General features: G+C 55.1%; 20 protein-coding genes. 1 reads left to right on the top strand and 19 read right to left on the bottom strand.

Annotation, left to right across the window (positions count from 1 at the left end):
• Positions 1-63: 63 nt before the first annotated feature.
• The 17 genes from murG to HRQ60_RS02920 all read right to left on the bottom strand — a co-directional run bounded on the left by murG (position 64) and on the right by HRQ60_RS02920 (position 20,831).
• The gene (murG, locus tag HRQ60_RS03000) at positions 64-1,197 is read right to left on the bottom strand and encodes an undecaprenyldiphospho-muramoylpentapeptide beta-N-acetylglucosaminyltransferase (protein ID WP_172194145.1); all 1,134 of its coding nucleotides are present in this window, start codon (positions 1,195-1,197) and stop codon (positions 64-66) included.
• A gap of 16 nt (positions 1,198-1,213) precedes the next feature.
• Positions 1,214-2,647 (bottom strand): UDP-N-acetylmuramoyl-L-alanine--D-glutamate ligase, encoded by a 1,434-nt coding sequence (murD, locus tag HRQ60_RS02995; protein WP_172194144.1) that lies wholly within the window; start codon positions 2,645-2,647, stop codon positions 1,214-1,216.
• A 4-nt stretch (positions 2,648-2,651) separates the two neighbouring features.
• Entirely contained in the window at positions 2,652-3,617 is a 966-nt protein-coding gene (gene mraY / locus HRQ60_RS02990; protein ID WP_172194143.1) for a phospho-N-acetylmuramoyl-pentapeptide-transferase, read from the bottom strand.
• A 7-nt stretch (positions 3,618-3,624) separates the two neighbouring features.
• Complete coding sequence (locus tag HRQ60_RS02985) at positions 3,625-5,037, bottom strand: UDP-N-acetylmuramoyl-tripeptide--D-alanyl-D-alanine ligase (protein WP_172194233.1); 1,413 nt, start codon at positions 5,035-5,037, stop codon at positions 3,625-3,627.
• Positions 5,037-6,524 carry a UDP-N-acetylmuramoyl-L-alanyl-D-glutamate--2,6-diaminopimelate ligase gene (locus HRQ60_RS02980; protein ID WP_172194232.1) on the bottom strand — a complete coding sequence of 496 codons (1,488 nt, stop codon included), beginning with the start codon at positions 6,522-6,524 and terminating at the stop codon, positions 5,037-5,039. The genes HRQ60_RS02985 and HRQ60_RS02980 overlap by 1 nt, the downstream gene beginning before the upstream one ends.
• A gap of 109 nt (positions 6,525-6,633) precedes the next feature.
• The gene (locus HRQ60_RS02975) at positions 6,634-9,030 is read right to left on the bottom strand and encodes a penicillin-binding transpeptidase domain-containing protein (RefSeq protein WP_172194142.1); all 2,397 of its coding nucleotides are present in this window, start codon (positions 9,028-9,030) and stop codon (positions 6,634-6,636) included.
• An 85-nt stretch (positions 9,031-9,115) separates the two neighbouring features.
• Positions 9,116-9,517 carry a hypothetical protein gene (locus tag HRQ60_RS02970; RefSeq protein WP_172194141.1) on the bottom strand — a complete coding sequence of 134 codons (402 nt, stop codon included), beginning with the start codon at positions 9,515-9,517 and terminating at the stop codon, positions 9,116-9,118.
• Between the two features lie 23 nt (positions 9,518-9,540).
• The gene (rsmH, locus tag HRQ60_RS02965) at positions 9,541-10,497 is read right to left on the bottom strand and encodes a 16S rRNA (cytosine(1402)-N(4))-methyltransferase RsmH (protein WP_172194140.1); all 957 of its coding nucleotides are present in this window, start codon (positions 10,495-10,497) and stop codon (positions 9,541-9,543) included.
• Positions 10,498-10,543: 46 nt separating this feature from the next.
• Positions 10,544-10,981 carry a division/cell wall cluster transcriptional repressor MraZ gene (mraZ, locus tag HRQ60_RS02960; RefSeq protein ID WP_172194139.1) on the bottom strand — a complete coding sequence of 146 codons (438 nt, stop codon included), beginning with the start codon at positions 10,979-10,981 and terminating at the stop codon, positions 10,544-10,546.
• Positions 10,982-11,206: 225 nt separating this feature from the next.
• Positions 11,207-12,472, bottom strand: a complete 1,266-nt coding sequence (locus tag HRQ60_RS02955) for an adenosylhomocysteinase (RefSeq protein ID WP_172194138.1) — start codon at positions 12,470-12,472, stop codon at positions 11,207-11,209.
• A gap of 54 nt (positions 12,473-12,526) precedes the next feature.
• Positions 12,527-14,155 carry a bacillithiol biosynthesis cysteine-adding enzyme BshC gene (gene bshC, locus HRQ60_RS02950; RefSeq protein ID WP_172194137.1) on the bottom strand — a complete coding sequence of 543 codons (1,629 nt, stop codon included), beginning with the start codon at positions 14,153-14,155 and terminating at the stop codon, positions 12,527-12,529.
• A gap of 259 nt (positions 14,156-14,414) precedes the next feature.
• Complete coding sequence (locus HRQ60_RS02945) at positions 14,415-15,338, bottom strand: ABC transporter ATP-binding protein (RefSeq protein ID WP_172194136.1); 924 nt, start codon at positions 15,336-15,338, stop codon at positions 14,415-14,417.
• A 33-nt stretch (positions 15,339-15,371) separates the two neighbouring features.
• Entirely contained in the window at positions 15,372-16,337 is a 966-nt protein-coding gene (locus HRQ60_RS02940; RefSeq protein WP_343044597.1) for an ABC transporter permease, read from the bottom strand.
• Positions 16,338-16,341: 4 nt separating this feature from the next.
• Positions 16,342-17,274, bottom strand: a complete 933-nt coding sequence (locus tag HRQ60_RS02935) for an ABC transporter permease (RefSeq protein WP_172194135.1) — start codon at positions 17,272-17,274, stop codon at positions 16,342-16,344.
• Between the two features lie 213 nt (positions 17,275-17,487).
• Positions 17,488-19,218 carry a peptide ABC transporter substrate-binding protein gene (locus HRQ60_RS02930; RefSeq protein ID WP_172194134.1) on the bottom strand — a complete coding sequence of 577 codons (1,731 nt, stop codon included), beginning with the start codon at positions 19,216-19,218 and terminating at the stop codon, positions 17,488-17,490.
• Between the two features lie 206 nt (positions 19,219-19,424).
• On the bottom strand, positions 19,425-19,811 hold the full coding sequence (locus HRQ60_RS02925; RefSeq protein WP_172194133.1) for a DUF3397 domain-containing protein: 387 nt from the start codon (positions 19,809-19,811) through the stop codon (positions 19,425-19,427).
• Positions 19,812-19,874: 63 nt separating this feature from the next.
• Positions 19,875-20,831 carry a 2-dehydropantoate 2-reductase gene (locus HRQ60_RS02920; RefSeq protein ID WP_172194132.1) on the bottom strand — a complete coding sequence of 319 codons (957 nt, stop codon included), beginning with the start codon at positions 20,829-20,831 and terminating at the stop codon, positions 19,875-19,877.
• A gap of 238 nt (positions 20,832-21,069) precedes the next feature.
• Here HRQ60_RS02920 and HRQ60_RS02915 point away from each other — a divergent pair, with 238 nt between their 5' ends.
• A complete protein-coding gene (locus HRQ60_RS02915) occupies positions 21,070-22,155 on the top strand; it encodes a hypothetical protein (protein WP_172194131.1) in 1,086 nt (361 codons plus the stop codon).
• A 96-nt stretch (positions 22,156-22,251) separates the two neighbouring features.
• Here the strand turns inward: HRQ60_RS02915 and HRQ60_RS02910 are convergent, their stop codons facing one another.
• The gene (locus tag HRQ60_RS02910; protein WP_172194130.1) at positions 22,252-23,520 is read right to left on the bottom strand and encodes an ABC transporter substrate-binding protein; all 1,269 of its coding nucleotides are present in this window, start codon (positions 23,518-23,520) and stop codon (positions 22,252-22,254) included.
• Between the two features lie 117 nt (positions 23,521-23,637).
• A complete protein-coding gene (locus tag HRQ60_RS02905; RefSeq protein WP_172194129.1) occupies positions 23,638-24,975 on the bottom strand; it encodes a PhoH family protein in 1,338 nt (445 codons plus the stop codon).
• Between the last annotated feature and the right edge of the window lie 94 nt (positions 24,976-25,069).

The following is a 25,069-nucleotide window of genomic DNA, read 5'->3' as shown; positions in this document are numbered from 1 at the left end:
CGAAGGAATTTTGTGTTACGTTCATTATACACGTGCCGCGCCCTATGGCAAAGACAAGACGGCTCACAGCATCCCCCGGCGAATCGCCTGCGCCCGGACGGCAAGCTTGCGGAGCTCGGCGGCAATAACCTGCGCCGAATCCGGTTTGCCCAATTTTCTGGACCGTTCGCCCATTCCGCTGCACAGGTATTCGTCGCGCACGACCGCTTCCACGGCGGCGAACAAGGAAGTTCCGTTCAGCTCCGGCTCCAAGATCACGATCGCGGCCCCGTCTTCCTCCAGCGCCCTTGCGTTAACTTCCTGGTGGTTGTTGGTCACATTGGGCGAAGGAATCAGCACCGCCGGAATCCCGAGCGAAGTCACTTCCGCCAAAAATGAAGCGCCCGCCCGGCTGACCACAAGCATCGACGCCGCCAGCACTTCCGGCATCCGCTCCACATAAGGCAGCACATGAAGATTGGACGGCGTTACCCAAGGCGCTTCGTCCAGGCTTCGTACCGCTTCTTCGTAATAGCGTTTGCCCGTCACATAGACAAAATGCACATCCGGCATCCGCATGATATCGGGTACCATCTGCAGCATGGCTTCGTTGATCGCTTTTGCTCCGATGCTGCCGCCCACTACGAGCACAACCGGCGTCCCTTGAGGCAGGCCCAGCAGACGGAATCCTTCGGCCGCATCCGCCCGGTGCACCGTCGTCGCTCTCGGATTGCCGCTGTACATGATCCGCTTGGCTTTTGGGAACTGGTGCTGCGTCCCGTCAAAGCTGACCGCCACCGTACTCACATAGCGGCTCAGGAAGCGGTTGGTCAGTCCGGGAATCGCGTTTTGTTCATGAATGAGTGTCGGAATGCGCAGCTTATGCGCCGCATACACGACAGGTCCGCAGACATAACCGCCGGTTCCGACGACAACGTCCGGCTTGAATTTCTCGAGCAGTTCCGACGACGCCTGGACACCGCGCAGAAAGCGCAGCACCGTCTTGATATTGTCGGCCGAGAGACTCCGGCGAAATCCCGTGATGTCGAGCGTTTCGAACGGAATGCCCGACTCGGGTACGATCGTGTTTTCCAATCCCCGTTTGCCTCCGATATACAGAAACTCGATATCGGGTTTGTCTGCTTTCAACTGTTCGGCGATAGCGAGAGCGGGATAGATATGTCCCCCCGTCCCGCCGCCGGTCAATACGACGCGCATACGATATCCTCCCCGTCTATTCGGATGTCGAACGAACCGCTTCTTTGAACACTCGGCCCCGCTCTTCGAACGAAGCGAACATGTCCCAGCTTGCGCAGGACGGAGACAGCAGTACCGCGTCTCCGGCTTCCGCCAAGCGCTGCGCTTCGCGTACGGCGGTCCGGAGCGTATCCGCCGCATCGGCCTCCGGTTCGACGATCGCCACCTTTTCCAGCCCCGCCCGGCGCGCAACGCCCGCGATGACTTCACGAGTCTCTCCGAGCGTCACCAGCGCTTTTACTTTCGACTGCAGGCCCGGCAGAAGCTCTTCGTAATCGGAACCCCGGTCGAGTCCGCCCGCAATCAGCACAACGGGCCGTTCGAACTCGGCCAACGCCGACAGCGTCGCTATGGAATTGGTCGCTTTCGAATTGTTGTAATAGAAAATCCCGTCCACTTCTCCCAATGCTTCCAGGCGATGCTCGACTCCACGGAAAGACACAAGGGGCTCTCGGAGCGCAGAAGGGCTGACGCCCGCCGCAATCGCCGCGGCACAAGCCGCCATGGCATTGGCCACGTTGTAGGTGCCCAGAATAGAGATCTCGGACGTGCGGACAATGTTGTGCACGATTCCCGCGGCATCGCGATACACGATATGGCGGTCGACCGAATCGGATTCCCCGTTCCCCGGATAAGCGGGGCTCGCATACACGCCTTCAAGCACCAATTCTTCCGTCATCGAGAAAGGAAGCACGCTTCCTTTGAGATAAGGCACCAATTCGCGGCAGAACGGGTCGTCCCAGTTGACGATACTCGTATCTTCCGGCGTCTGGTTCGCAAAAATCTTCGCTTTGGAAGAAGAGTAATCTTCCATCGAACCGTGGTAGTCCAGATGCGTTTCCGCCACGTTCAGCAGGCAGGCGATTCTCGGCGCGAAGTCGCGCGTTCCTTTGAGCTGAAAGCTGCTGAGTTCGACGACCAGCCAATTGTCGGCATCCGCTTCGAGCGAAGCGTCGCAGAGCGGCGTGCCGATATTGCCGGCTACGATCGGCTTCAATCCCGCCGCTTCCAGCATGGTGCCGATCCAGGTTGTCGTCGTCGTTTTGCCGTTCGAACCGGTGATGCCGATCATCGGAGCGGCCGACAGGTGGTAAGCCACTTCGACTTCGGTTACGACTTCGATCCCGAGCTCAAGAGCCGCAGCCACGGGAGGCGAAGAATAAGGAATGCCCGGATTCTTAATTACCAGGGAAACCCCGGGATGAATCAGATCGTCGGGATGACCGCCGCAGATCACCGGGATGCCCATTTCTTCCAATACGGACGCTTCGGGACTTTCTTCGCGGGTTTTCCGGTCATTAACCGTCACTTTCGCGCCGAAAGCGTGCATCGTTTTGGCTGCGGATACGCCGCTGCGGGCCAAGCCCAGCACGACGACTTCGCGGTTCGCGTACTTTTCTGGATGTTCCATGTCTCTACAACCCCTTGCCGAGATACAGTCCGAGCGCGGCCAGAATCAGGGAGACGCCGAAGAAAACGGCGACAATCCGCCACTCCGACCAGCCGGACAGCTCATAGTGATGATGAATCGGACTCATTTTGAATATCCGTTTGCCGCGCGTTTTGAACGAGAGTACCTGGAGAACGACGGACAGCATCTCGATCACGAAGACTCCGCCGATCAGCAGAAACAGCAGCTCCTGCTTCGTCAGAATCGCTACGGCGCCAAGCGCTCCGCCGATCCCGAGCGAGCCTGTGTCGCCCATAAACACTTTGGCCGGATGCGCGTTATAAACCAGAAAACCAAGGACCGCTCCGGCCATTGCGGAAGATCCAAGCGCCGCGGGAAACTGTGTCGCCTGCATCGCGATCAGCGCATAAGCGCCGAACGCGGGTGCGCTGACCGAAGACAGCAGGCCATCTACACCGTCAGTAAAGTTGACCGCATTGGAAATGGCCAGCAGCATGATGACGATAAACGGATAGTAGAACCCGGCTCCTCCATCAAAAACGATCGAAGTTCCCGGAACCGACAAGCCCGTGCCGTGCCCCGAACGGATCAGAAGCGCACAGACAATCGCCGAGAAAAAAAGCTGGCCGGCCAGTTTTTGCAGCGACGTCAGGCCCATGGAGCGCCTTTTGGCAATTTTGAACCAATCGTCCAGCAGGCCAATCAGTCCAAACCCCAACGTTGCCGTCAGCACGACATAAAACTCGGTATTGACGACGGAAAACTTGGCGAACGCCAGTGTAAAAGCAAGCAGAATGACGATTCCGCCCATAGTCGGCGTACCCGCCTTTTTGAGATGGGCCTGCGGTCCTTCCCCGCGTACCTGCTGCCCGAACTTCAGACGCTGCAGCAGCGGAATGCACAAAGGCCCGGCCAGCAGGGCAAGAACAAAAGAAACGGCGGCGGTCAGAAAGAGCAGTTGTAAGTCCATAATCCGCTCAAGCTCCGTTTTCCCCGGTCAAAGTCGCGTCACGCAGCGCATAAGCCGCTTCTTCCAGCCGCATTCCCCGCGAAGCTTTGAAAAGCACCGCATCTTCGGGCTTCAGCGAAGCCTGCAGATGTGCGATCATTGCCGCTTTGTCCGTAAACGCATAAACGCTGCCCGCTGTCGGCGTTTCCCGTGCGCCTTCCGCGGCATACGCCGACAGCGGGCCGTAGGCGTAGATCGCGTCGAATCCCGCCCGTGCGGCATAACGGCCGATTTCGCGATGGTACGCCTGTTCTTCCGGTCCAAGTTCGAGCATATCGCCAAGTACCAGCACTTTCGAAGCGCAGCCGGCAAGTCCCTGAAGCACGTCGATCGCTGCACGTGCCGAAGTCGGGCTGGAATTGTAGGCATCGTTCAAAATGGTCAGCCCCGACACGCTCGTCAAGCGCTCGATACGCATTCCCGTCAGCTGCAGATGGGCCAGGCCTTCTTGCATCCGAGAAGCGTCGATACCGAATTCGCGCGCCGCCGCCAGGGCAGCCAGAGCATTGGTTACGTTATGACTGCCCGGCACGGGCAGCGAGAACCCGATGTCTTCTTCGCTGTGGGCCGAGAAAGTCATCCCGCCGCTCACCTGCATCAGGCCAAGTGGATAATCGTCATTGTCTGCTCCCAGACCGAAAGTGAACGTCCGCAGGCCTGCCGGCAGGCTGTCTGCGAGTTCTTCCAGAATCGGAGGAATCAGCGGCTCGTCCCCGTTGTAGATCAGCAGGGCGCCGGGCTTGGCTCCCGAAGCGATCTCCAGCTTCGCGCGCGCAATATTCTCGCGGCTGCCGAGATTCAGCAGATGCGACTCGCCGATGTTCGTAACGATCGCTACATCCGGCGGCGCGATTTGCGCGAGTTTCGCAATCTCGCCCAGATCGCTCATGCCCATTTCCAGAACGACAACCTGCGTATCTTCCGGCATCTGCAGCAGCGTAAGCGGCAGACCCAGATGATTATTGAAGTTCCCCTGCGTTTTATGCACGCGCAGCGAAGTGTTCAGCAGCGAAAACACCATGTCTTTGGTCGTGGTCTTTCCGTTGCTGCCGGTAATGCCGACAACTTTGGCGCCGCTGGCCTGCAGATAGGCGCCGGCGAGCGTCTGAAGGGCTTCCAGCACATCGTCCACTTCGATCAGGTTTCCTGCCGGAGCATTTGCGCGGTCTTTTTGCCAAAAGGATGCTACCGCTCCGGCCTGCAAGGCGCCTTCTACAAATTCATGACCGTCCACGTTCGCTCCGCCCAGCGGAACGAACAGACAGCGTTCGACGAGCTTTCGGGAGTCGATCACGACTCCCTGGATGGGTTCCTGCGCGGAGGCGGTTCCGATCAGACGCCCTCCACACATGTCGGCGATCTGGCCGAGTGTCCGTTCGATCACTTCGCGACTCCCCTTACCGCTTCCGCCGCGACGATCCGATCGTCGAAGTCCAGCACTTGTTTGCCGACCAACTGGTACGTTTCATGGCCTTTGCCCGCAATCAGAACCACATCGCCGGGCTGCGCTTCCGCTACGGCCTGGCGGATCGCTTCCGCCCGGTCCACGACCAGCGTATAACGGCTCGGATCCACTCCGTCTTCCAGCAGTCCCGCTTCGATATCCCGCAGAATGGCATCGGGATCTTCCGTACGCGGATTATCCGAAGTCACAAAAGCCAGATCGGTGTATTTGACGGCAATACGGCCCATAATCGGACGCTTGGTCCGATCGCGGTCGCCGCCGCATCCAAATACGCACAGCACCCGCTTCTCCGCGAACTCGACTACGGTGCGCAGTACATTTTCCAGTCCGTCCGGCGTATGGGCGTAATCCACGATAATGGCGAAAGGCTGTCCGGCATCTACGGCCTCGACGCGTCCGGCGACGCCGGCTACCGCTTCCAGACTGTTTTTGATGTCCGGCAGTTCCACGCCTTCGATCAAGGCTGCCGTTACGGCCGCCAGCGCATTGTATACATTAAACTTGCCGACCATCCGCAGTTGAATGTCCGCGGAACCCCTGAATGTATCGACATGGAAGAAAGTGCCCTGCGCTGTGATCTTGATCGCCGAAGCCCGCACATCGCAGTCGCGCTCGACGCCGTAAGTCACCACTTCGGCCGCCGTTACTTTGGCATATTCCGCCGAAGCTTCATCGTCCACATTCAGCACGGCATATTTGCGCTGCGACGAATCGGTCGGCAGTGCATTGCCCAACCGGGAGAAAAACAGTCCTTTGGCGGCCCGGTATTCTTCCATGGAATGATGATAATCCAGATGATCCTGGGTGAGGTTGGTAAAGACCGCCGTACGGTAATCCGTACCTTTGACGCGGCCCTGTTCCAGAGCATGCGAAGAAACTTCCATGATGCAGCATTCCACTCCGCGTCCGGCCATATCCGCCAGGGAGCGCTGCAGCCCAAGCGATTCCGGCGTAGTGCCCGACATCGGGAACGTTTCACCGTCGTAACGCATCTGGATCGTGCCGATCAAGCCCGTTTTGACTCCATGGTCCTGCATGATCCGTTCGATCAGATAGGTTGTGGTCGTTTTGCCGTTTGTTCCGGTCACGCCGATCATCCGCATTCTGCGGCTCGGTTCATCGAAGAACACATTGGCCAGTACGGCCATGGCTGTCCGGCTGTCGCGTACGAGCAGTTGGGGCAGATCCGTATCAAGTTTCCGCTCAACCACAAGAGCCGCCGCCCCGCGTTCTTCGGCCTGCTTCGCATAATCGTGTCCGTCCACCGTAAATCCAGGCAGACAAATGAAGAGATCGCCTGCGGCGACCTTTCGCGAGTCGATCTCGATTCCTGTACATTCCGTTTCCCCGCTGCCTATCAATCGGGCGGTCAGCAGCTGGGCCGCCAATTCCTGCAGTCGCATCATTTTGCTCTCTCCTTTGTAATTGTAGTCGTTGTCGATCGGATCTCTTCATGCCCGGGCCGCAAAACGCCCGAGCCTGCCAATGGCAGGCCCGGGCTGTGCTGTCGCCTTAGTTGAGCGGGGCGGCGTCGCTTTCCGGTGCCGGATCGACCGGAGCCACCGTTCCGCCTTCGACCTGCGGTTCCGTGGTCTCGGCATCGGTATCCGGATCCTCGGCTACCGCCTCGCCGCCGATCGTGAGATCTTCAAAATCCGGATCGTCTTTCCCGGTTACCGTAGATTCCGCCGACTTGAGCGCCAGAACGACGACCCGGTTGCCTTCGGTATCTTTGGTCAGCTTTTGCGAAGCTACGTAGCCCGATCCTTTGGTGCTGATCGACACGTCCAGCAGAGCCAGAATATCCACCGCATCGCGCAGCGACAAGCCGGTCAGATCGGGCACGTTCATCTCTTCCTTGTTCTCGGTCAACAAATAAATTTTCTGCCCCGCGTACATGGCGCTGCCTGCAGCCGGATACTGTTCCAGTACCGCCTTGCCGGCGCCAATCTGTTCGTAGGCGAGACCTTCGTCCAGCAGCTTGTCTTTTGCGTCTTGAATATTCATTTTGACCAGATTGGGAGCGGTGACTTTGAGCAGCGTGTCTCCGCTTTCCTTGTTCTCGCTTTCGCTCTGGATTTCGGTATCGGAGAACTTCTTCGGAACTCCCATGTATTCCAGGGTTTGCGACAAAACTTCTTTGGCATAAGGAGCCGCTACCGAGCCGCCTCCCGCATGCACGTCATTAGGTTCGTCAACCATGAAAAAGATTGCGATTTTGGGATTGTCAGCCGGTGCATACCCCACAAATGAAACAACAGAGCGTGTTTTATCATAATTACTCTGATTCCCGTTTGTATTGCCTGTACCTGTTTTTTCTGCCGTCCCTGTTTTACCTGCGACACGATATCCCGGAATATATGCATTACGTCCTGTTCCATGATCCAGGTCCGATACTACCTGCTCCAGATAACCGCTGACGGCTCTCGCCGTTTCCGGTGTAATCACGTCCCGTACTTTAACCACATCGTTCATCTTCTGTACTTCGCCGGTCAAAGGATTGCTTTTCGATTTGATGATATGCGGTTTAAGCAGATGACCTCCGTTTGCAACAGCGGAAATAGCTGCAATTTGTTGAATAGGTGTAACAGCAACATTATGTCCAAATGTGATTGAAGCCTGATCGCCTGCAGGGCTTTTTTCTGTCACATCCATCGTACCGGCCAATTCGCCGGGAAGCTCAATATCCGTTTTTTCGCCAAAACCGAAATTTTTGATATATTCGGTTAATTTTTTAGTTCCGACCATCTGCATCCCCAGCTTGACAAAAGCAACGTTACTCGAGCGCTTCAAACCTTCAAGATAAGAAATAGTTCCTAAGCCGCGGCTGACATCATGTATAGTTCGATTGCCGATCTTGATGGCTCCCGACTCATACTGCGCATTGGGATCGAATTTCCCTTCCTGTACAGCTGCGGACAACGTCACGATCTTGAATGTCGATCCAGGCTCGTACATGGCGGTTACAGCTAGGTTGTTGAAATCTTCCAGCGCTTTCGTGTCCGAGTAACTATTCGGATCGAATGTCGGCATATTGACCATTGCCAAAATATCCATAGTGTTCGGATCGGCAGCGATGACAGATACGCTTTTAGGCTGGTATTTCTCAAAAACTTTCTTCGCTGCCTGCTCCGCATAATACTGGATCGTACTGTCGATCGTCAGTTGGATGGAAGTCCCGTCTTTCGGCGCTACGATTTTGCTTTTGGCATCCGGCAGCTCGACGCCTTTGGCATCTCTTTGGTACGCTATTTTCCCGTCGATGCCCTGCAGGTCTTTCTCGAAATAGGACTCAATGCCGTATTTCGGCTTGCCGTCGTTGTCGACGAAACCGAGCACGTTTGCCGCCAGCGTATGCTGCGGATAGAAGCGCTTGATCTGATCGTCGAATACGATGCCGATATCGGCTGTTTTGTTCAACCCTTTTTCTTTGCGCAGCGAGACAATCTCCGTTTCGATCTCGGCTTTGAGATCTCCGTCGATCTTCCAGCCTTGAGGACGGACTTCGACCCATACGCTGTAATCGCCTTTTTTGTAGCTGCCTTCCTCGCTGTCTTTCTCATAGGTGCGCGACACGAGCTCACGCAGCTTGGATTCGTCTACGCCCAGCTTATCGTGCAGAATCTCAACCACTTCATCTGCCGTGCCGCGCTGATTGATGATATTGGGTTCTACCACGACCGAATAAGCAGGCGAATCGACAGCCAGTTCTTTGCCGTTGCGATCCGTAATGGCTCCCCGTTCCGCACGCAGCACTTTGGAAGCCGACCACTGCTCCACGGCTGTGGCATGCCAGAAATTCCCCTGCACGACCTGAAGAAAAAAGATCCGGCCGACCAGAACGAGAAAAAAGAGGGTGACTACCCCTCCGATTAAAAGCGTACGCATTTTCACTCTTTTTGTCAGCATGGCGTTGGAACCTCCTGCCCGTTTCCTTCCGCGCCTTGGCGCGGGGCCGGACGCCAAGCGGCGCCGCAGCTTTTCCTATCCACGTCTAATTGTTCGCGTCCGGCTTGGTTTCTTCACCGCTGCGGCGGTCGACAAAGATCGGTTCGTGGTCCGTCGCCTGAATAAGGCCCTGGGCAAGCGCCGTAGGCACGATCGCCTGACGCAGCACCTGCTTGTCCCGTTCCGCTTGTGCGATATCTTTTTTGATCTGATTCGTCTCGCTCTGAACCGTTGCGATTTGATGGTTCAGATCGTAGATATGTACATACCGCCAAGCGACGATGCTGCACAGAGCGACCGCAATAAGAACACTGGTCAAATAAAGCATTTTTTCCCGCATTGGGAGCTCGACCCGGCGGGTCACAACCGTCGTCTTTTGCCGGTACTGCTGTGAGGTCTGCTGCTTCTCCTGTTCCCGGATTGCCAGATTTCCGCGTGTCTGTGCCATTGATCAATCTCCTCTTCCTGGAATTATTTCGTTTTCTCCGCTACCCGCAGCTTGGCCGAACGCGCCCGTGGATTTTGCTCGATCTCCTCTTCGGTCGGCAGCGCAGGTTTGCGGTTGATTAACTTGATACTGTTGGGACCTTCGTACACTTCGACCGGGAAGCCCGGCGGAGCGACGTTTTTGCCCGTATAACCCAGCAAAATCTGTTTACAGATCCGGTCTTCGAGCGAATGGAAAGTAATGACGCTGATCCGCCCGCCCATCGCTGTGCAGCGAACCGCGGCATGCAGCGCATCTTCGAACGCGGAGAGCTCATCGTTTACCGCGATGCGAAGCGCCTGGAAGCTCCGTTTGGCCGGATGGCCGCCTGTTCTTCTGGCCGCGGCCGGAATGCCTTCCTTGATAATCTCCGCAAGCTCGGTCGTCGTCTCGATCGGCTGCTTGGCGCGATGCTGTCCGATTTTGCCTGCGATCCGGCGGGAAAACTTCTCTTCGCCGTAGCGGTACAAAATGCGGGTAATTTCTTCTTCCGGCCATTCGTTGATGATCGTTCTTGCCGTCAGTTCCGACGACTGGTCCATTCTCATATCGAGCGGAGCTTCGTGATTGTAGCTGAATCCCCGGGAACCTTCGTCAAACTGCGGCGAAGATACGCCGAGGTCGAACAAAAAGCCGTCGACTTTCGGTATGCCGTCTTCGTCTTGCGGAACGCCCGCTTCGCGCAGCGCATTTTCCAGCTCGCGGAAGTTGGTCTTGACGAGCGTTACGCGATCCGCGTAGGCAGACAGCTTCTCGCGTGCGTGATCAAGCGCCCAATCGTCCTGGTCCAGCGCAATCAGTCTGCCGCCTTCGCCAAGCTTGGAAGCGATCAGCGAACTGTGTCCGGCTCCGCCCAGCGTGCAGTCGACATAAATGCCGTCCGGCTTGATATTCAAGCCTTCGACCGCTTCTTCCTTAAGCACTGTAATGTGATGAAACAATCTCGTATCCCCCAAACGTACCTTGTCGAATTATTGGATATTCCTGTTAAAAGTCGATGTCGAAATCGGAAAGCTTCTCCGCAATCTCGCCGAAAGACTCTTCCGACTGCTTATAGTAGCGGTCCCAATTGTCCCGGCTCCAAATCTCTACCCGGCTTCCTGCGCCAATCACGACGCATTCTTTGTCCAACTGCGCATACTCCCGCAAATTGGCGGGCAGTTGGGCCCGTCCTTGTTTGTCCCATTCGCATTCCGCCGCTCCCGAGAAGAAAAAACGGGTAAAGGCGCGCGCGTCGGCTTTCATCAAGGGCAGATTAGCCAGCTTGCGTTCAAGAAGTTCCCATTCCTGCTCGGAGTAAACAAAAAGGCACTGGTCGAGTCCCCGCGTAACGATGCAGGCCGTGCCCAGCTTTTCACGGAATTTGGCCGGCATGATCAGACGGCCTTTGTCATCGATGTTATGTTTGTATTCGCCCATAAACATCGCTTGACCCACTCCTCGCCCGTATTCCTCCACTTCATACCACTTTCCACCACTTACAGCATAATAGATTCGACGTACGAAATCAAAGTCCTTCTGCAAATTTCACGTTTTTTCGCCCGATTTTGCGTTTTTTCCGGTTCTATTCTCCCTTTTCCGCAAAAAAACAGGCCGATTTCTCCCGATCTGTCCGGGATAAACGGCCTGCCGCTTTCTTAAAACGAAACCTTATACGTTCCAGCTTTGCAGATAAGTCTTCTGCATATCGCTCAATTCGTCGATCCGGATCCCCAGGCTCTCCAATTTGTAGCGGGCAACCTGCTCGTCCAGTTCGTACGGCAGCTTGATCATATGGGGGCCGATTTCTTCGTAATGTTCATTGACGTAACGCAGCGACAGCGCCTGAAGCGCGAAAGTCATATCCATGATCTCGGCCGGATGTCCGTCTGCCGCGCCCAGATTGACCAGACGGCCTTCGGCCAGCAGATACATCTTGCGTCCGTCCTTAAACTGATACTCTTCGATATTCTTGCGTACCGTACGGATCGACTCGGACCGTTCTTCCATATCCGGCTTGCTGACTTCCACATCGAAGTGTCCGGCATTCGAGAGAATGGCTCCGTCTTTCATGACGTCGAAATGTTCGCCCGCAATTACCGCCTTGTTTCCGGTCACGGTAATAAAGAAGTCGCCGAGCGGCGCCGCTTCCAGCATCGACATTACACGGAACCCTTCCATATGCGCTTCTACCGCTTTGATCGGATCGATTTCGGTGACGATGACGTTGGCACCCAGTCCCCGCGCCCGCATCGCCATCCCTTTGCCGCACCAGCCGTAGCCGACCACAACCACCGTTTTGCCGGCCACCATGAGATTGGTCGTACGCATGATTCCGTCCCAGGCCGATTGGCCTGTTCCGTAACGGTTGTCGAACAGCGATTTGCAAAAAGCGTCATTGACGCCGATCATCGGCAGTTTGAGCGTGCCTTCGTTTTCGAGCGAACGCAGTTTGATAATACCGGTGGTCGTTTCCTCCGCGCCGCCGCGGATCGTGGCCAGCAGATCCGGACGTTCTCCGTGCAGAATAGTCGCAAGGTCTCCGCCGTCGTCGATGATAAGATCCGGTTTGGCTTCCAGCGCTTTGATATTCAGGGCTTTGAGTTCGCGGGGAGCCGGCTGGTATTTGGCGTATACGGTAATGCCGTCTTCCACCAGCGCGGCGCAGACATCGTCTTGGGTCGACAGCGGATTGCTGCCGGTAATGGTCACTTCCGCTCCGCCCGCCTGAATGACTTTGGCCAGATACGCCGTTTTTGCTTCCAAATGCAGGCATACCGACACTTTCAGTCCTTTAAAAGGCTGTTCGCGCTCAAATTGTTCCCGAATCCGGTTCAGTACCGGCATATGCGCCGATACCCAGTCGATCTTCAGGCGCCCTTCCGGTGCCAGATTGATATCTGCGATGATACTGTTTTGTTTGGCCAACGAACTCATATAAATTCCTCCGCTCCGATTGTGTGTTTCCGCCGATCTGCGGCTTCAGTCCGTTCAGGCTTCGATAATGCGGTGTCCGCCCTTCAGATCCGGTTCGATCTTCATCAGCGAATCGATCCAGTCCATTCCGTAACGGTTGAGCATATAAAAGACCGTGTACACGCGTTCTTGCGGCCGATCCAGCGGAAACAGCGTCTTGTAGATGCGGTCCCAGCGGCGCAGTTCCGCTTCGTTCTGCCGGGCGATCGTCTGGCGGGTCTTCTCCTGCAAAAAGGAAATCTGCTCGACGATCCGGCTGCGATTGGTTTCGCCGAGAGCGGCCAAACCGGGCTGAAGTTCGCCGATCCGCTCGATGACAGGTGCGTAAAGCTGCTGGAAATCGGCTTTTGTCCGCTCGAACAACTCATCCGTACCCAGCTTGTCCTGCTCGGCCAGCCAGGCTTCTTTGCGGCTGTCGAACCGTTCCATCACATCTTCAAAGCTGAGGTTGTACAGTTCCATATGCTTTTGGGTGGTCGGATCGAGCAGCGTAAACGACATGCGCGGCAGCAGAATCGGCATCTGCATACCGGCCGCTTCGAATCCGTCTTTGGTTCCGGCCCAATAAGCCACTTCGCCGAGCCCCAGTACCGCCTGCAGCACCGGGAATAAATAATCCTGCATCAAGGGACGGGTCAAGACGTTATTGCTGAAACAGGCCGGACATCGCTCCAGACGTTCCAGCAGTTCTTCCTTGGAAAAAATAACGGTGCCGCGGCGGTCGGCGAACTTGTCGCCCTGCTTATACAGCAGCAGCCGCTGGCCTTCGTGGATATAGAACAGGTTCGCCGCACCTTCGACGGCCTGCGCCTGCTGCTCATAGCCCGCTTCTTCAATACGGTCCGCCGCTTTGAGATAAGCGGCTTCGAATTCGTCGTTTTGTTCGATCAGCTGCCGGAACATCGGGCTCTCCACCCGGCGCAGCTCCGGATCGGCCGAATCGACCAGCACCAGGCCGTAATGACCGAACAGCCGGCCGATCAAACGGGCGAACCCTTCGCTCAGGCTGAATGAATGAGGCAGTTCTTTTCGCAGCAGCTCCAAAATCTCGCTTTTGAATGCCGAATCGGCAAGATGCTGTTCCAATTCCGCGATGGCTTCTGTCCACTTCTCGGTTGGCACGGCAACTTCACTGACCGACGAACGTCCGTCATGCCAGGCTTCCATACGCAGACGCCGAACTTCAAGTTCGGGCGTCAGCACATACGTATGATCCGCTTCATCCCAGTCGTGATCTTCGCCCGCAATCCAGAACACCGGTACGACCTCGCGTCCGAGACGTTCCGAAGCGGCTCTTGCCGCATGGACTATCGTCGCCGCTTTATAGACGACAAGCAGTGAACCGGTAAACAATCCGCTCTGCTGGCCGCCCACCACGACAAGCGTCTCCACGCTTCGAAGCTTCTCCAGCGAGCGGCTTACGGCGGAGTGGTCATTGTATTTGGCATTATAGGCGCCCAGCACTTCGACAAGCGCCTGACGGTCGGCCTGCGGCCTGTGCGGAGCATCCAACCATTCGGCCCTCCGCTGAAGCGCCTGGACGTCTTCTAAATCGTATTCGTATAATTCACGCGCGTGTTGATCGCGCACATAATCTTCTCCCAAGGCCGAACCCTTGCGAAGCGCCTGCGGAATGACATTCATGTCTGGCCTTGCCTCCTGTCTGCGTTCTGCTTAAACCCTTCTTGATTGTACCCAATCGTTCTCAAACCGTCAAAATAACTTTCATCCGATCCGACATAAAGCCCGATGCCGCAAAAAGCAAAACGCCGCCTTCCCGAGCCTGGTTCGCTTCGGAAAGACGGCGACCTTCTTCCGGTTGAACACGGAGGAAGTCCGGCATTGGAGGGAAGATCGAACGTTCAATCGTTCCCTTCAAAGCCTTTTCGCTTGATGATAAGGTTCAGTACGGAGTTGCAACCCAGTGTCCCGGGGATACTTCGACCAGCGTGCTCTCTTCGGAAGCCTCGCCCGCCGAACGGATCGGGCCGCCGCCTTCGGCCGACAGCAGAATCCGCTTTTTCTGCGACTCGATTTCCGGATCCGCGATCGGAATCGCGGACAGCAGCGACTTGGTGTACGGGTGAATCGGATTGCTGTACAGTTCTTCGCTGTCCGCCAACTCGACCATTTTGCCGTAATACATAACCGCTACCCGGTCGCTGATGTGCTTGACCATCGACAGATCGTGCGCGATGAACAGGTAGGTCAGGCCGAGACGTTCCTGAAGTTCCTGCAGCAAGTTGACAACCTGCGCCTGGATCGAAACGTCAAGCGCCGAGATCGGTTCGTCGCAGATGATAAATTTCGGGTTGACCGCAAGCGCGCGGGCAATCCCGATCCGCTGGCGCTGGCCGCCCGAGAATTCGTGCGGATAACGCGTCGCATGGTCGGTATTCAGCCCGACCAGATCGAGCAGTTCTTCGATCCGCTTTTTGCGTTCGCCGCCGCTGCCCGCCATTTTGTGGATATCCAGGGCTTCTCCGATAATATCCGATACCGTGAAGCGCGGATTCAGCGAAGCATAAGGATCCTGGAAGATCATCTGCATGTCGCGGCGCATGGCTTTCATTTTGTTCGGGGAAAGTTTGTAGATGTCCGTACCGTTGAATTTCACGCTTCCCGCAGTAGGCTCGTACAGCCGGAGAATGGTGCGTCCCGCCGTCGATTTTCCGCAGCCGGATTCGCCGACCATGCCAAGCGTTTCGCCTTCGCGGATAAAGAAGTTCAGGTTGTCGACCGCTTTGAGCACTTTGCCGCTTCCTACATTAAAATATTTCTTCAGACCTTCAACCTCGATCAGGTTTTTGCCGAGTTCTGCTTTCATGGCTGACGCCTCCTTTACTTTGAAATCTGCGAGTTATTTGTTTTTAAGCGAAGGATCCAGCGCATCGCGCAGTCCGTCTCCGAGCAGGTTGAACGCCAGCATGATCACACTGATCAGAATTGCCGGGAACAGCATCCGCCAAGGATAGAACATCCAGCCGGTAAGCGCGTTCTCGACCATCGAACCCAGCGAGGAGATCGGAGCTTGTACGCCCAGACCGAGGAAGCTCAGGAACGACTCGGCGAAGATCGCGTTCGGAACCGACAGCGTCAGCGTTACGATGATCGGGCCGCTTGCGTTAGGCAGCAGGTGACGGAACAGCAGTCTGCCCGTACCGGCACCCATGGAACGGGAAGCCAATACGTATTCGCGGTTTTTCAATTTCATGATCTCGCCGCGGACAATCCACGACATATTGATCCAACCCGTAATCGTCAGCGCCAGAATGATCGTGCCCAAACTTGGCTTGAATACGACGAGCAGCAGGATTGTAACGAGCAGGTAAGGAATAGCATACAGAATCTCGGAAAATTTGTTCATGATCGTATCGACGCGGCCGCCGAAGTAGCCCATGATGCCGCCGTAGATAACGCCGATCAGCAGGTCGATCAGCGCCGCAGCGACGCCGACGATCAAGGAGATGCGGGCACCCGACCAGGTTCTGACAAACATATCCCGGCCCAGATCGTCCGTACCGAACCAGTGCAGTGCCGAAGGCTTTTTGTTGGTTGCCATCAGATCGGTTGTCTGGTAATCGTAGCCGTGTACCCAATAAGCGATCCAAGGTCCGAAGATGGAAGCAATAATGATGACGACCAGCGCAACCAGTCCGCTCATGGCGACCTTGTTGCTGCGCAGACGTTCCCAGGTATCGCGCCAAGCCGTCAGGCTCTCGCGTTTGATGACTTCCGATTCGCGTTCATTGACATTAACAGACTCGAAATCCGCCGCCGTCAAAGCGGGAAGAGGCTGTTTATTTAGTTTGTTTTCGTTAGACACTTGATTAGCCCTCCTTGCCCGATGTGAGTTTGATACGCGGATCAACGAGGACGTAAACGATATCGGTAATGAAGCGTGCCAACATCAGGATAATGCCGTAGAACAGCGTAATCCCCATAATCATCGTATAATCGCGGTTTGAGATACTGTCTACGAATACTTTGCCGATCCCGCCGATGCCGAAGATCCGTTCCACGACAACCGAGCCCGTAATTACGTTGGCTGTCATCGGACCTACATAAGTGACGACCGGCAGAATGCCGTTGCGGATTACGTGTTTCCAGAGAATGGCCGGCCATTTCAAACCTTTGGCTTTGGCCGTTTTGATGTAATCGGCGTGCAGCACTTCAAGCATGCTCGAACGGGTCAGACGCGCGATATAGGCAATCGGGTTCGCCGAAAGAGCGATAACCGGCAGCACATACCCCAGCGAAGACTTGAGACCGGTAATCGGGAACCAACCGAGCTTCAGGCCCAATGCGTACTGCAGGAGTGAAGCAAGCACGAAGCTCGGTACCGCAATGCCTACGACAGCCAGAACCATAACCGTACTGTCTATAAACTTGCGGTGATACAAAGCGGCCAGCAGGCCGAGCGCCACGCCGACAATGGTCGACACAACCACGGCAATCAGACCCAGGCGCAGCGAAACGCCGAATGTCTGGCCGATGATATGGGACACTTCCTGATTGAGTTTTTTCATGGAGATACCCAGGTCGCCCTGAACGATATTGCCCAAATAATTGACGTACTGGGTCATAAGAGGCTTATCGAGACCGTACTGCGCTTCAAGACGCGCGCGGATTGGAGCAGGCACTTCTTTTTCGGACATAAACGGATCGCCCGGGATGGCTTTCATCAAGAAAAATGTCGCTGTTATCAAAATAAACAGCGAGAGCAGCGTATATAGAAGTTTGCTGGTTACATACCGTGCCATTTGCGAACCTCTCCTCCTTCATTCTGATCCTGCTTAAAATGTGATTCGAAATGTATAGTTGCATATCCATTATATTCAACCCTATTTACTGGTTAAGCAAGAGCAAAAATGGAAGTTTGACGAACATGCAAAAAAATCGGGATATATATGGGAACCCACATATATCCCGAGCCTTTATTTAGCTTTGGTCATAATCGCTTCTAACCGTGAATCCTAGTGTTCTTCCAGGTAAGCGCGTGTGAAGTTGATTGCGCCGGAGAAGTCAGTCGTTACACCTTTCAGGTAAGGCTTGGTGAGCGATGCTTGCGTGTAGTAGTAGACAGGCATGATAACCATGTTGTCTTGGATAAGCAGTTTTTCGGCTGCAGCCATATCCTGCATACGTTTCTCCGGATCGTTACCGCCTTTGTAAGCGCCGTCGATCAGAGCGTCGTAAGCTTTGTCTGCATAACCCGTGTTGTTATTGCCACCGCCGCTTACGAACATATCCATGTAAGTCATCGGATCGTTATAGTCGGCCGACCAGCCTGCACGTGCAACTTGGAAGTTGCCTGTTTTTCTGCTTTCCAGGAATACGGACCATTCTTCGTTTTTCGTTTGGATCTCTACGCCAAGGTTCTTTTTCCACATATCAGCTACGGCCAGAGCCAGCTTTTGGTGGTTTTCGCTTGTGTTGTAGAGCAGCGTGATTGGAGGAAGTGTAGTGTACCCTTCTTCTTTCATGCCTTCTTCAAGCATAGTTTTGGCTTGTGCCATATCTTCCTTGAAGTATTCGCTGTCCGGATGCTCGTCGCGGAACGATTGGTTGTTCAGTCCGGCAATCGAAGTCGGTACGAAACCGTAAGCCGGTGTTTGACCTGCTTTGGTTACGTTGTCGATCAGCGATTGACGATCAATAGCCATTGCAAAGGCTTTACGGATCTTAGCATTGTTGAACGGTTTTTCTTTGGTGTTGAACTCGTAGTAGTACGTCGAAGCGATGTCTGTCAGTTTGAACTCGTCTTTCAACTGCTCGGAGAGCGGTTGAATTTGGTCGGTTGGGATTTCGCCGGTAGGTGCGCCGGCATAATCGATTTCGCCGCCTTGGTACGAAGCGGTTTCGGTAGCGCCGCTGTTTACGACAGTAGCGGTAACGTTAGTCAGCTTGATGTTCGCTGCGTCCCAATACTTGTCGTTTTTCGTCCAGGACAGTTCCGAACCCGGAGTCCATGTCGTCAGTGTGAACGGTCCGTTTGTAACCATTGTAGCTGGATCTGTTGCCCAAGCTTCGCCGGCTTCAACCGTTGCTTTGTGAACCGGATAGTACGTGTAGAACGAAGTCAGACCCAAGAAGTAAGGAGTCGGGTTCGTGAGGGTAACTTTCAGTGTGTTTTCGTCGACCGCTTGAACGCCTACAGTCGAGAAGTCTTTTGTTTTGCCGGTGTTGAATTCTTCAGCACCTTTGATGTAGTACAGTTGGTACGCGTATACCGGAGCCGGAACAGTTTCCGGGCTCAGCGCGCGCTCCCAAGCGTATACGAAGTCGTTCGCTGTTACAGGATCGCCGTTGCTCCAAGTTGCGCCTTGACGCATTTTGAATGTGTAAGTCAGGCCGTCTTCGGAGACTTCCCAGCTTTCGGCTGCTCCTTCTTTCGGTTGACCGTCTTCGCCGATTGTAGCGAGACCTTCATACATGAAGCGCAGTGCCGTATTGGCCTGGCTGTCTTGTGCTTGTGCCGGATCAAGTGTCGGCGGTTCTGCACTGAGGTTCAGGTGCAGAGTCTGGTCAGCCGCCAAGTTTGCATCAGCCGCGGGCTCAGTGGCCGTTCCTTCATCGGTCGTGCCGGTCTCGGTCTTTGTACCCGTGTCCGTGGTCGTTTTCTCGTCGGCGCTTCCGCAGCCTGCGAGAACCGTGCCGATTACAAGAACCAGCGTAAGAAGCAACATCCAGCTTTTCTTTTTCATCCTGCAACTTTCCCCCTAAAAAAAGATTAATTTTTTTATTGATTATACCCCCCACCGCAAAAAAAATCTATAACCTTTTTTCAGAATCTTACGGTTTTTTTCAGATTTAAATCGTTTTCTGTCATATTTTCTGTCTTGACCGCCGGTCAAAACCCTATAACAAAGCTCTTTTTAAGCGATTTAGCCGACTATGTACCATATTCATGTTAGGTATTTACGAAATGTACAATAAATCCGCTTATTCCGAGAATCAGGTACAAAGGAACCAATATCAGAAAAGACATTCGCCAAAGACCTTTGAACAAACGGCCGGGTTCCACGCGGCCGCGTTTGCGGTTCTGCATACTGCCGAGCAGTCCGGCAAGCACGATCAAAATCAGCATAATCAGATAAAAACCAAAAGAAGAACCAAAAATATAGTTGTACAAAGCAGATACGGCAATGATCAGAAAAGGCGTGGTCAGATCCATGGCCCGGCGAAACGAGAGCCCTCTTTTCTCTTTGCGCAGCAGACCTGCGCCATACACGAGCACAAACGGCAAAAAAGGCAGCACGCAGAGTGTAATCAGAAAAGCGGATACCGTTTCGAGCATACCAAGTCTCCTTTTCCGGCAAAGTTTTGCAGCGTAAGCCGCCGTATCCGGGCATCAACGGTTTCAGCGCATGCCTTCAATCATATGGACCAACATTTCGTTCAGGGGCGCTTCGGTTCCCGAACGCCGGGCAAGTGCAGCGATTCCTCCGCCGATCCATTTCGCTTCCGTCTCTCTTCCCCGGGATACATCTTCCAGCATCGAAGACCGGTTGAGCGCGGTCGAGCGGCAGACGCCGAGAAGTTCTTCCCACCATTCTTCCGATGCAGGAACTCCTGCCGCGCTGTACACCCCAAGCGTCTCGTCGAACAGTTTGCGCATGAAGTCGATGCGGACCAAACTCTCCGGCAGCCGTCCGTTTTCGATTCGCCATATGGCGGTCAACGGATTGATTACGGCATTGATAACCAATTTTCTGTAAATGGCGGTTTCGATTTCATTCGACGCCGAGAGCGCCAATCCTCCCGCTTGGAAAGTCTCCGCCAACTTTTTCTCCGCCTCGTTCCGATACTCTCCCGGCTCTGCCGGAGAACCCGGTATCCCGAATACGGTCGAGCCCAAACCGGCGCGCACCACGGTATCCGGTTCCGGCCGGCGCGCCCCTTCTGTCGTAATCGCCGCATAGATCGCCGCTTGAGGCAGCGCTTCGGCCAGCCGCTCCAGATGTCCGATCCCGTTTTGCAGGCAGAGCACTCGGTCACCTTCGTACACGCCGGAAGTCAAACGGGCGATGAACGAAGGACTGAGATCTTTTTGTTTGACGGCCAGGAGGATCCAGCGTTCTTCGCACTTCCCGCGACCCGATCCGCCGAAGGCGCTTATCGGCCGGGCTTCAAGATTTGTGCGGATCCGCCGCTGCGTTTCTTCCTGCCCGCCTTGACTCCAGGAGATGCCCCGGTCGGCAATCGTTCTTGCCTGTGCGTCCGTTCGGGCATACAAGACGGTATCCGCTCCTCCGAGAGCGGCTCCGGCGGCAAAAAGAAGCCCCAATGCGCCGCCTCCGATCACTTCGATATTCACGTTTATTCCTCCATGGCCCTATGGTTTACGTTCGCGGCTTCAAAGCCTTATAATTAAATCAAACCTGATTCTGCGTTATCGCCGAAAAAAGCAGTCGATTTATCCACTTTTCTCGCTGCCCCGCCGCTTTTGATACAGCTTGGGGAGTTTCATTTTAGCACAGGGAAAGAATTCCGAAAATGCCGGACACGAAAGTTTGAAAATAAACCAGAAAAATAAGGGAAGCGGGGAATATGCGGTGTCGAAACGTGTCTACCTAAGTCTGCTTGCGGCATTGCTTGTGTTCGTTTCCGCCGCCGGCTCCGCCCTGGCGCAAACCTCCGCCGAAGAATGGACGCCCGAGCAGCGCAAGCTGCTGCAGGATACGTTGTCGCTGAACGAACTGGAGCGGGACACCGAACGGATCGTCGGCGAACAGCAGGAACTGGCCCGTCAGGGCGAACTTCTGAACGTTGAAATCAAGCAGTTGGAAAGCCGGATTGCAGAGAACAGGGAGCGCAGCGGCAGTATAGTCCGCGCCCAGTACATGCAGAGCCAGCGGCCGATCTTCTTGTCCCTGCTCAATGCAAGATCTCTGGGAGATTTCAACCGGCTCTTCGCTTATTACCGCCTTGCGGTTCGGCACGACGAGGAACTGCTGCTCGGTTTTCGCAAAGATACGGATACGCTGGAAGCCCGGCGCGGCGATCTTGCGGCGAACTCGGCGCGTCTGGAAGAAGTCAGGCTCGGCATCGAAGAGCAGCGGCTTCGTCTGCGCACTCTGCAGAAAGATATCGATTCCGGCCTTCTGGCCAGCGATGATCCAAGCAGTCTGAACCGGCTTGCCGAAGAATTGAATGTGTATTGGAACAATGTAGGCCTGTACGAAGTGGACGAATATTTCGCCGAGCTTGCCGCAGCCAGCAACGAACTCCCTGATTTTCTGCAAAAAAGCGGAAAAATGAAAGTGTCCGGACTCGGTACGCGCTATACAATCAAACTGACCGATACCGAACTCAACGACTTTCTGCGCTCGCGCAATGCCGATTTCGAAAATTTTTCTTTCACTTTCGAAAACGGACGGGTGATTGCCGAAGGCAAACGGGACCGTTTGTCGCTGCGGATCGAAGGCCGATACACCCTGGAAACCGAGCCCCAGAATGCGGTTCTGTTCCACGTGGACAATCTGGTATTTAACGGTCTGGAACTGCCGGGCAGCACCCGCAAAGAATTGGAGCAGAAATACGATCTGGGATTCTATCCCCAACAGGTGGCTCCGGTTGAAGTGCGCGAGGTCGAAATGGTCGACGGCCATCTCCAAATCGTCCTGCAGCTGCTTCTCTGACCGAAAGGTTTATCCGCTTCGCCTCTTTTCCGAAAAAAAACTCTGCCGCATGCGGCAGAGTTTTTTTTCGGAAAAAGGAGGAAGGGGACGACGGCATTACGGCTGTAAATAAGCGGCAAGCTGACCCGCGCCAAGTTTCCCTTCATAGAACCGGTCGAGCGAACGGCTCCAGGCGATTTCCCGTGCAGGCGCCTTTTTGGGGTTTGCCGCTCCGGCTTCCGCGCCCGCCGAACGTTCGGCCGCAGGGTTGGGCAGCCAGCGCAGCAGTTCTGCACTGGCGGACCCGTCGTAAACCGAACGCAGAACGGGCAGACGTCCGGTAGCGGCATACCAGCCGCTTTGCGCTTCATGTCCGGCGAGGTAAGCGATCCAGAGCGAAGCTTCCCGGGCATGTTCCGTATTCGCCGAAATGCCGAAGCAGCGCAGTACGGCCGTATGTGCGGCGGAGGTCAGAGGAACAACGCGCGACTCCGGCGAATCCTCGGCGCCCAGTCTGGACAATCGATCGACAGCCAGATCCAGTTCGCCGGACTCGACTTTGGCCCGAAGTTCCGAAGGCAGATGTCCTTCTGTCACGGACGCATCATTCAAATAGGTCCTCCCGCGAAGCGCTTCCGCCCGCTGCAGGGCACGTTCTATCCGGGGGCCTTCTTCTCCCTGCAGGGCACTTTCCCATAAAGCCAAGAGGGCGGCAAAAGCACGTACATCTCCCGAGGGAAGCCCAAGGATCGGCTGAGGCCCGGCAATCCCGTCCGGCGAAGCCTTTTCTTCGGACAGGCCTTTCTCCCAACTCTGCCAGCTCTTGTCGTCTGCCGGGAGTCTGCCGGATTCTCCGGTAAATCGTTCGGGACTCCAGACGGCGCCGTAGGGATCGAGATCGAGCGGCACTGCCCAGCGATAACCGTTCCATTCTACCGAAGCCGCAGGCAGCGGAAGAGAATCGGCCGCCGACGTAACGCCCGTTTCATATAGATCGGCAGGCAGCAGTCTGCCTTCGGAAGCCAGGTCCGCGACCCAGCTGCCATCGAGCATCAGCACATCGGGTTCGCGTCCCGATGCATAAGCGGTACGATACGTCTTGTACGCCTGCTCCGGTGCGATATTGACCAAAGTGACCACCGTACCGGCTCTTCTCTGGTATTCTTCGTTCACGGCCTGCAGCGCTTTGAACTCTTCCGTTCCCATCATCGTATAGACTTCGATCTCGCGCAGCGGTTGTTCCGATTTTCCTCCGCGCAGCGCCGCCGACTCGCCATCCGGCTCCCGCTGCGATCGCGATATGGAGGTCTCCGGCAAAGACGGCGACAAATTGATCAGGGCAAGCAGCAATATGCCGAACAGCACGAAATGATTTTTTCGCTTCAAAGTCTGTTCCCTCCGTTTCCTGCTTTCCCTATTGTAGCAAACGATCCTTTTTCTAACCAAAAAAAGAATCCGGTAGCAAAACCCGGATTCCCGCAAAATCTACTGTACGTATTCGGTTTAGAGAAGATCGGCTGCCAGTTGGGCCAGCTTGGAACGTTCGCCTTTTTCCAGATGGATATGTCCGGCAAGCTTCTGCGATTTGAACTGTTCCACCACATAGGTCAGTCCGTTGCTCGCCGCGTCCAGATAAGGATGATCGATCTGCTCGGGATCGCCGACGAGGACCATTTTGCTGCCTTCTCCGGCGCGCGAGATAATCGTCTTGACTTCATGCCGGGAAAGATTCTGCGCTTCGTCGATAATGATGAACTGCGAAGGAATCGAACGTCCGCGGATATAAGTCAGTGCTTCGACCTGAATGCTGCCGAGCCCCATAAGGATTTTGTCGATGTCTCCCGCGCTTTTGGTATCGAACAAAAACTCCAGATTATCGTAGATCGGCTGCATCCACGGACGAAGCTTTTCTTCTTTTTCGCCCGGCAGGTAGCCGATATCTTTGCCCATTGGAACGACGGGACGCGCGACGAGCAGCTTTTTGTATTTGCGCTCGTCTTCGACTTTCATCAGGGCCGCGGCGAGCGCCAGCAGCGTCTTGCCCGTGCCCGCTTTGCCGGTAATCGTGACGAGCGGAATATCATCCGACAGCAGCAGTTCGAGCGCCATGCGCTGCTGGGCGTTGCGAGCCGTAATTCCCCAGACAGGATCATGTCCTTGAAAAAGCGGTTCAAGCCGTTTCGCTTCGGCATTCACTTTGACCAGCGCCGATTTGCCGCCCGCTTCGTCTTTCAGAATCGCAAATTCGTTCGGATAGAGTTTTTGGGCTTCGCTTCCGGCTTCGGAGAGGAACAAATATTTATCCCGGTAAAAATGGTCCACTTTTTCATCCGGTACCTGCAGCGTCATGTAACCCGGATACAGCGAGTCGGGATCCGCCGCCCGGTCCGTCATATAATCCTGCGCCAGCACACCGAGTACGTCGGCTTTGACGCGAACGAGAACGTCTTTGCTGACCATCACGACGAGCTTGGCCTCTCTTTCGGGTAAACCCTGCTGTTCATTATGATAATTAAGCGCAACGGCCAGGATGCGGTTGTCGTTCGTCATTTCGCCGAACTTTTCCTGCATGCTCTGGAAGCTGCGGTGATTGAGTTCAACCCGGAGAATTCCGCCCGATTCGAGCGCCACTCCGTCATGCAGATGCCCGCGTTCGCGCAGCGCGTCCAGCTCCCGTGATACACTTCGGGCATTGCGTCCAATTTCGTCGGCCAGCCTTTTTTTCGAATCGATTTCTTCCAGTACCGTAGCCGGAATCACCACTTCATGTTCCTGAAACGAAAAAATGGAGCGGGGATCATGCAGCAGAACGTTGGTGTCGAGAACAAAGAGCTTTTTCACGAGAAATCCCTCCCGAGGCTTAATGGAACGCAAGTTTCCCCGAATCGCAATGCGATTCAAACGAGCCGATCGAAACCGTCGACCACCCCCTTTC

The organism is Saccharibacillus qingshengii (assembly GCF_013185195.1).
GTDB lineage: Bacteria > Bacillota > Bacilli > Paenibacillales > Paenibacillaceae > Saccharibacillus > Saccharibacillus qingshengii.
Note: the sequence above shows the minus strand (reverse complement) of the source record. Positions and strands in the feature narration are given on the sequence as shown.

What these genes read in the sequence shown, in the direction of transcription:
- murG (WP_172194145.1), bottom strand. Translation starts at nt 1,197, where the DNA reads ATGCGCGTCGTATTGACCGGCGGCGGGACGGGGGGACATATCTATCCC.
- murD (WP_172194144.1), bottom strand. Translation starts at nt 2,647, where the DNA reads ATGGAACATCCAGAAAAGTACGCGAACCGCGAAGTCGTCGTGCTGGGC.
- mraY (WP_172194143.1), bottom strand. Translation starts at nt 3,617, where the DNA reads ATGGACTTACAACTGCTCTTTCTGACCGCCGCCGTTTCTTTTGTTCTT.
- HRQ60_RS02980 (WP_172194232.1), bottom strand. Translation starts at nt 6,524, where the DNA reads ATGCGACTGCAGGAATTGGCGGCCCAGCTGCTGACCGCCCGATTGATA.
- HRQ60_RS02975 (WP_172194142.1), bottom strand. Translation starts at nt 9,030, where the DNA reads ATGCTGACAAAAAGAGTGAAAATGCGTACGCTTTTAATCGGAGGGGTA.
- HRQ60_RS02970 (WP_172194141.1), bottom strand. Translation starts at nt 9,517, where the DNA reads ATGGCACAGACACGCGGAAATCTGGCAATCCGGGAACAGGAGAAGCAG.
- mraZ (WP_172194139.1), bottom strand. Translation starts at nt 10,981, where the DNA reads ATGTTTATGGGCGAATACAAACATAACATCGATGACAAAGGCCGTCTG.
- HRQ60_RS02955 (WP_172194138.1), bottom strand. Translation starts at nt 12,472, where the DNA reads ATGAGTTCGTTGGCCAAACAAAACAGTATCATCGCAGATATCAATCTG.
- bshC (WP_172194137.1), bottom strand. Translation starts at nt 14,155, where the DNA reads ATGAATGTCATTCCGCAGGCGCTTCGCAAGGGTTCGGCCTTGGGAGAA.
- HRQ60_RS02945 (WP_172194136.1), bottom strand. Translation starts at nt 15,338, where the DNA reads ATGAAAGCAGAACTCGGCAAAAACCTGATCGAGGTTGAAGGTCTGAAG.
- HRQ60_RS02935 (WP_172194135.1), bottom strand. Translation starts at nt 17,274, where the DNA reads ATGGCACGGTATGTAACCAGCAAACTTCTATATACGCTGCTCTCGCTG.
- HRQ60_RS02930 (WP_172194134.1), bottom strand. Translation starts at nt 19,218, where the DNA reads ATGAAAAAGAAAAGCTGGATGTTGCTTCTTACGCTGGTTCTTGTAATC.
- HRQ60_RS02925 (WP_172194133.1), bottom strand. Translation starts at nt 19,811, where the DNA reads ATGCTCGAAACGGTATCCGCTTTTCTGATTACACTCTGCGTGCTGCCT.